This window comes from Paracoccus sp. (in: a-proteobacteria) (genome assembly GCF_030536915.1).
Lineage (GTDB): Bacteria > Pseudomonadota > Alphaproteobacteria > Rhodobacterales > Rhodobacteraceae > Paracoccus.
Genome location: NZ_JAUNPC010000129.1, coordinates 1 through 5,902, shown reverse-complemented (window position 1 = coordinate 5,902; position 5,902 = coordinate 1). Strand labels below are relative to the sequence as shown.

General features: G+C 70.8%; 5 protein-coding genes and 1 pseudogene. 1 reads left to right on the top strand and 5 read right to left on the bottom strand.

Annotated elements, in window-relative coordinates; genetic code table 11:
• Positions 1-1,028, top strand: a pseudogene (locus Q4F04_RS14450) (IS5 family transposase); the annotation flags it as partial.
• A gap of 337 nt (positions 1,029-1,365) precedes the next feature.
• Here Q4F04_RS14450 and Q4F04_RS14445 read toward each other — a convergent pair.
• From Q4F04_RS14445 to Q4F04_RS14425, 5 genes are all read right to left on the bottom strand, one after another.
• A complete protein-coding gene (locus Q4F04_RS14445) occupies positions 1,366-2,412 on the bottom strand; it encodes a glycosyltransferase family 2 protein (protein WP_303370503.1) in 1,047 nt (348 codons plus the stop codon).
• Complete coding sequence (locus tag Q4F04_RS14440; RefSeq protein ID WP_303370502.1) at positions 2,409-2,987, bottom strand: bifunctional 2-polyprenyl-6-hydroxyphenol methylase/3-demethylubiquinol 3-O-methyltransferase UbiG; 579 nt, start codon at positions 2,985-2,987, stop codon at positions 2,409-2,411. Before Q4F04_RS14440 ends, Q4F04_RS14445 begins: the two co-directional genes overlap by 4 nt.
• Positions 2,981-3,727, bottom strand: a complete 747-nt coding sequence (locus tag Q4F04_RS14435) for a PIG-L deacetylase family protein (protein WP_303370501.1) — start codon at positions 3,725-3,727, stop codon at positions 2,981-2,983. Before Q4F04_RS14435 ends, Q4F04_RS14440 begins: the two co-directional genes overlap by 7 nt.
• Positions 3,720-4,817, bottom strand: a complete 1,098-nt coding sequence (locus Q4F04_RS14430; protein WP_303370500.1) for an acyl-CoA dehydrogenase — start codon at positions 4,815-4,817, stop codon at positions 3,720-3,722. Before Q4F04_RS14430 ends, Q4F04_RS14435 begins: the two co-directional genes overlap by 8 nt.
• A gap of 874 nt (positions 4,818-5,691) precedes the next feature.
• Positions 5,692-5,902, bottom strand: a 211-nt coding sequence (locus tag Q4F04_RS14425) for a substrate-binding domain-containing protein (protein ID WP_303370499.1), incomplete at its 5' end; no start/stop codon positions are given.

Below are 5,902 nucleotides of genomic sequence, written 5' to 3'. Positions count from 1 at the left end.
CCGACCTGCAAGACCAGGAACCGGCCAGCGCATGACGAAGCGCTCAGGCGCCGGGGCTTGGCTCCCCTGTCTGGTTCGACCCCGAGATGGGATGGGACGCTGCGCCATCAGGCAGGCGAGGCCGCCGACAAAGCTGCAGCGATGCCGCGATCGAGACATGTCTGATCATGAAGGTGCTGTCCCGCATGGCGTTGCGCCGGACGACCGGGTTCGTCGAGAGCCTGCCACGGCTGATCGGTCTCGATTGGGCGGTGCCCGATTTCAGCACGCTGTCGCGGCGGCAGAAGGCCCTGGTCGTGAACATTCCGCATCGGGGCTCCAACGGTCCGCTGCAGCTTCCGATCGACAGCACCGGCATCAAGGTCGAGGGCGAAGGTGAGTGGAATGCCCGCAAACATGGCGGGTCCAAGCGGCGCATTCGCCCTTGTCGCTCGGACCAGTGGCGCGACAGGGCTCATGGCGCAGGATCCATCCCGGCATCGACGAGGAAACGCTGGAGGTCCGGGCCGTTGCGATCACCGCAAGCCACATCGGCGATGCGCCGGTTCCGCCCGACCTGCTTGACCAGATCCCGGCAGATCAGGAAATCGGCAGCGGTGAGCCCCGCGAACGCCGACGGCGCCCATGACACACGCAAGTGCCACGATGCCATTGCGGATCGAGGAGCTCACGCCGTCATCCCGCCCCGCCGGAATGCAAAGCCATGGAAGGCGGTCACGGCGGGCGCCGCGGCACGCGACCAAGCCCTGCGCGCCTCGAAGCATCTGGGTCGGGCGCCGTGGCGACGATGGAGCGGTTACCATCGCCGAAGCCGCGCCGAAACGAAGATGCATTGCGTGAAGTTGCCGGGTCAGCGCCTCATGGCCCGAGACTTCGATCGGCAGGTCGCTGAACTCCGGGTCCGCATCGCGGTCCTGAACGGCTGCACCGCGCTCGGCATCCCCGTCACAGAGGCCGTGAGATGGCTCCGTCCGGGGAAAGGCGACGTGCCCCCATCAGTCGATTTGCGCAACAGAGCCCGTCCATAATGGGCTGTTCCGGTAAGGCTTCCCATGTCGCAGGACGCACCCAATATCCCCTGCGGCCTTGCTTGCTTGGCCGTGCTCAGGTGTGCCCTTGAGGGCAGCATCCCGCCTTCCCGCACGGCTGCGGCGACCCGCACGGCTCGGTAAAACGACAGATAAAGCGCGGACGAGCGGCAACCTCAACTAACCCAGTGCGACTTTTTTAACAGCCTCGGTGGTTTCCAAGGGTCAAAGCTCCTGCTGGCTGGACCTACGTCTTGGCTTTCCATATAAAGCCAACCTTTTTCTGCGCCGGCCCGTGCGGTGACAGGCTGCCCGCAGGTGACGTGCGGGCTTGCCTTCAGATCCCGTGACCCAAGCGCGGCGCAGCCCTGCCTTGTTCTTCCGGGGGGCAGGACAGGGGGGCGTTCGCCGCCTTCCATGGCCTCGCGTTCCGGGGCGAGGCGCCTTTCCCGGCCTGTCCCGGACCAAGGGTTCCGGACAGCAGCCGTTCCAGCTGCGCGATGGCGCCCGGCAGGTCCGCGGTCAGGCGCAACGGCGGCAGGGTGGCCAGCACGGCCGCCACGCTGGCGATCTCGGACCGGCCGAGGTCCGGGCAGAGCGGCGCGTCCGGATCGGCCGCCCGCTCGCGCAGCGCGGCGGCCATGCCGTCTGGGGCGCGGCCATCGAGCCGGCATGAGGCGTGCACGATGACGTCGCGGGCATGGACCACGGGCAGGCCCAAGGCCTTGAGGCGCAGAATGATGGCGCGATCCTCATGTGCGGGCGCGGGGTCGAAGCCGCCGGCGGCGACATAAGCGTCGAGCTGAAAGGCGAGGCTCGCGCCAGGGGTGCGCTCGTGCCCTGCCCGCCCCATCAGGCGCAGTTCCAGCGCGACCTTGAGATCGAGGAAACGGTCCTCCAGCGCGGCGCGATGCAGCAGCAGGGGGGGCAGCAGCGCGTGCTCCTCGGCGATGGGCAGGACCCAGCCGCAGACGGCCGCGGCGCCCGCGCCGAGATGGCGCAGGTTCGCGTCCAGCCAGTCGGGCGCCACTAGGCAGTCGGCATCCGAGGTGAGGACTGCGCGGAGGTCCGCCCCTGTCTCGGCCGCCATGCGCATCCCTTCGGCGATCCCCAGCCGCCGCGCCGCGCCGACGCCCCCCGTTGCGATGTGGCAGTCCAGCACCGCCGCGCCCTGCGAGGCCGCGATCTGTGCGGTCGCATCCGTGCAGTTGTTGGCCACGACCAGCAGATCCGCGCCCTGGCCCTCCAGCGCGCCGAGGCAGGCGGCGATCCGCGCCGCCTCGTTGCGGGCGGGGACAACCACGAGATGGCCGCTGCGCCCCCAGCCGGACGGCCGTGCCTTGAGGTCGATGCGCGGGGGCGGGGCGGGGGGATGCGGCGTCATGGCGCGAGAAACCTGTCGATGCGGAAACGGGGCTGGCACAGCACGGGAATGCGGCGGAAGGCCGGCGCCATGGCGGCGGCGAATGCCTCCAGCGCCTCCCCGCCCTCTAGGGGGTTGCCCGAGGGGCCAAGCCAGGTGACGGCCAGCACCTCGGCCGCCGGGCATCTTGCGGCGATCTCGCGGGCGAGGGCGTCGAGGCCCGGGCGGTCGAGGAAATACAGCACCTCGGACAGCAGGACGAGGTCGTAGTCGCCGGGCGGAAAGGCGCAGGGCAGGAAGCCTTGGACGAAGCGTCCCTGCGGCACCGCGCGGCGGGCCGCCTCCAGCGCCGTTTCGACCGCGTCGATGCCGGTGTAGCGGCGGCACAGGGGCGCGATGTGGCGCGCGAGTTCCCCGTTGCCGCAGCCGGGCTCCAGCGCGCTGTCATAGGCGGGGCGGGACAGCGCCGCGCGGGTGGCTGCGAACTTGGCCTGCTCATAGGCGCTGGTGCGGAAGCCCCAGGGGTCATCGCCTTCGGCATAAAGCGCGTCGAGATGGTCGAGGCCCACCGCGGAGGCCGCCTTTTCCGTCACCATGGCGCGCCCTCGTCCGACAGGAAGTAGACCTCGTCGCGGGCGGCGAAGAAGGCGGCGAAGCCCGGCGGCATCTCGAAGCCGTCGGGCGCATCGGGCACCACCAGCCCCGCCTGGCTGCGATGGGCGGCGATGGCGGCCTGCTTGGCAGGCAGGCAGGGCCCGGGGGGCAGGCGCACGGCCCGCGTGCCGGGCGGCACGGGCGCGCGGCCCTGTCCGTGCCAGCGCGACCAGACGGGATAGAAGCCCAGCCGCAGCGGCAGGGCACGCGCCACCGCCCGCCCCAGCGCCGCCCCCGCCACGTGGTCGCAATGGGGATCAAGCGGCGAGGGCGCCAGAAGAAGGCCCGCGCCAGTTTCCCGCGCCAAGGCGGCGATCCGTCCGGCCAGTTCCGGGCTGGCCCGAAGCTGGCCGTCGGGCACGCCGAACATCGTCGCATCCTCCGCCGTCCCGCCCAGGTGGCCTAAGGCTTCCTCCAGTTCCCCGCGCCGGAGGGCGGCCAGCCGTGCGGGCGACACGGCGCGCGAGCCGGGATGCGATGCCGCCCCATCCGTGAGGCAGGCCACATGCGCCCCCGGCCCTGCAAAAGCCCGGGCCAGCAACGCGCCGCAGCCAAGGGATTCATCGTCGGGGTGCGGTGCCAGCACCAGCAGGGGCTGCCCGCGCAGCAGGTCCTCGGCCCCCATGGCGGGCAGGTCGTCGTCGTCCGGCACAAGGATGGCGGCAAGGTCGCGTTCACGCATCGGGGTCGTCCAGCAGGGCCGAGAAGGGCTCGTCCCGCATCAGGCACCAGCGCCCCGCCCGCTGCAGAAAGGCGTCGCGGGCTGCCTGGCGCATGTAGGTGGCAAGGTCGCGCGCGATGCGGCCCGTCCGGGCGTCCTCGTCGAAATGCGCGAGGCCGACGGACCGCTCGACGGCGGCGATGGCGTCCTGACCCACGTCTTCCGTCAGCAGGCGCGCCTGCGCGGACAGGGCGGCGGCGCGTTCCGGCTCGGCCCGGCCCGCAGCGCCCTCGGCCACGCGGGCTGCGCGGCGCACAAGGGCGCCTGCCGCCAGCGCCCGCGTCAGCACGGGGGCCAGCCGCGCCACCTGTGCCTCGGCCGCCAGTCGCCCCAGCGTGGCCAGGTCGTCGGCGGCGGCGCGCAACAGGCCGAGCGTGCCGCCAAGCTGCACGGCGGCGATGCGCCAGGTGCCGCCGACGAAGCCCGGTTCCTCAAGATAGCGGCCGGGTCCGCCCACCCAGCGCAGCGCCGAGGCCGGCATCCCGTCCGCGTCGAAGTCCCCCGAAACGGTGGCCCGCATTCCCGTCTTGCGCCAGCTGCCGGGCCGGTGCCGGGCGGGGTCGCTGACGTCCAGCAGCGCAAGGCGCAGCGCCTCTCCCTGGCCCAAGGTCACGACCGCATGGCCCACCACCCCCAGCCCCGATGCAAAGCGCTTGCCGCCCGCCAGCCGCTCTCCGTCCAGCGCCAGCGGGACCGCCCCGTCCGCGCCCCAGACGCCCAGAAACGCACCGCCGTCGGCCAGCCCCCGCGCCTCGGCCCAGGTCCCGGCGTCGCCCAGGGTGCGGGCCAGGCGCAGGGCGTTGACATGGCCCTCGTAAAGCCGCGCCAGCGACAGATTGACCTCGGCCAGCCGGACCAGCCGCGTGAACAGGCGCTCGGGCTGGGGCGTTCCGGCCCCGAGCCAGCCTGCCGCGCGCAGCCGGGCCACCGAAGCGGCGATGGAGGCCTCGCCCCGGTCCTCGACCGCCGCCGCCGCGGCGAGATCCGCGAAAAGGCGGCAGTCTTCCCGGCCGTCGGCCGGCGGGGTGCACCGGGCTGCATCGTCCTTCATGCGTGAGGCCCTTTCAGCAACGCGATCTTGGGGGAGAAACGTTGCTGTCAACGCCGCCGGTCTTTTCTCCGTTCCTTTCCTGCGCCTCGGGGGGCGTCGGCAGGACCGTCCGGCTTGTTACCGGCCAGAACCTAGGTGTTTGATCCCAAGGTTTGATGGTGTGATCCTTTCGTTGGAATGGAATGAGGCACTATGGGCCGGGTTCGCCACGGATGCGCCACGACCACGCACATCATCCGAGCAGCAATACATCAATCGAAGGCTTCGACCGCGGCGTTGAGTCGACAGTTTCAGATCAACCCCAAGACCGTTGCGAAGTGGCGCAGGCGGCGACGGTGGAAGACCTCAAGACCCGGGCGAAGGGCATCGCGGGGGCTGGAGCGGGCACGGCGCAGCGATGCCGAAATCATGTGAAGGCTCCCCCAAGATCGAGGCTTCTGGTGCGAAGCACGGCGCTCCGTCCCGACTGCGGAGCCATCCATCGCAAGGCCCAGGCGGAAGCGAAGGCACGCGGCCTCACTGGTGCAAGCTATTCCGTAGTGGCCAGGACTGTGCGCGGGATCGAAGCCGCGCGCATCGCCGTCGCGACGGACGCGGCGGCCTGTCGCGACCGCCACGAACTCGTGCATCGGCGCGCCGCCGATGCGCCCAACGGGATGTGGCGCCCCACAAAACCCTCGCGGAAAGCACAGATCACCAGATGCTTGTCGAGGTATGACGCGCGTCAATCACGACTTCGCGTCTTCGGATTCCAGCCACGCGCTGAGCATCGCACCGCCTCAACGAGGCCGTCGCCACCACCGGTCATCCTTCGTCGCGGCGGCACCACCGATCCAGGTGGCGGCGCCGTCTACCTTGCGCCGCCCTTGCAGCCTCAGTTCAGGATACTGAAGCCCTGGTCTGCAAAGACCCTGTCGGCCGCGTCTGCGCTCAGCGCCTCGAAGAAAGCCTTGTCGGCAGGATCCGCGGCAGACGTCAACAACGCGGCCGGATAGGTGATCGGCTCGTGGGTTTCGGCCGGAAACGTGCCGAGGACACTCACCGCAGGATCGGCGGCATCGTCGATCACATGGACGATACCGCAG

What these genes read in the sequence shown, in the direction of transcription:
- Q4F04_RS14445 (WP_303370503.1), bottom strand. Translation starts at nt 2,412, where the DNA reads ATGACGCCGCATCCCCCCGCCCCGCCCCCGCGCATCGACCTCAAGGCA.
- Q4F04_RS14430 (WP_303370500.1), bottom strand. Translation starts at nt 4,817, where the DNA reads ATGAAGGACGATGCAGCCCGGTGCACCCCGCCGGCCGACGGCCGGGAA.
- Q4F04_RS14435 (WP_303370501.1), bottom strand. Translation starts at nt 3,727, where the DNA reads ATGCGTGAACGCGACCTTGCCGCCATCCTTGTGCCGGACGACGACGAC.
- Q4F04_RS14440 (WP_303370502.1), bottom strand. Translation starts at nt 2,987, where the DNA reads ATGGTGACGGAAAAGGCGGCCTCCGCGGTGGGCCTCGACCATCTCGAC.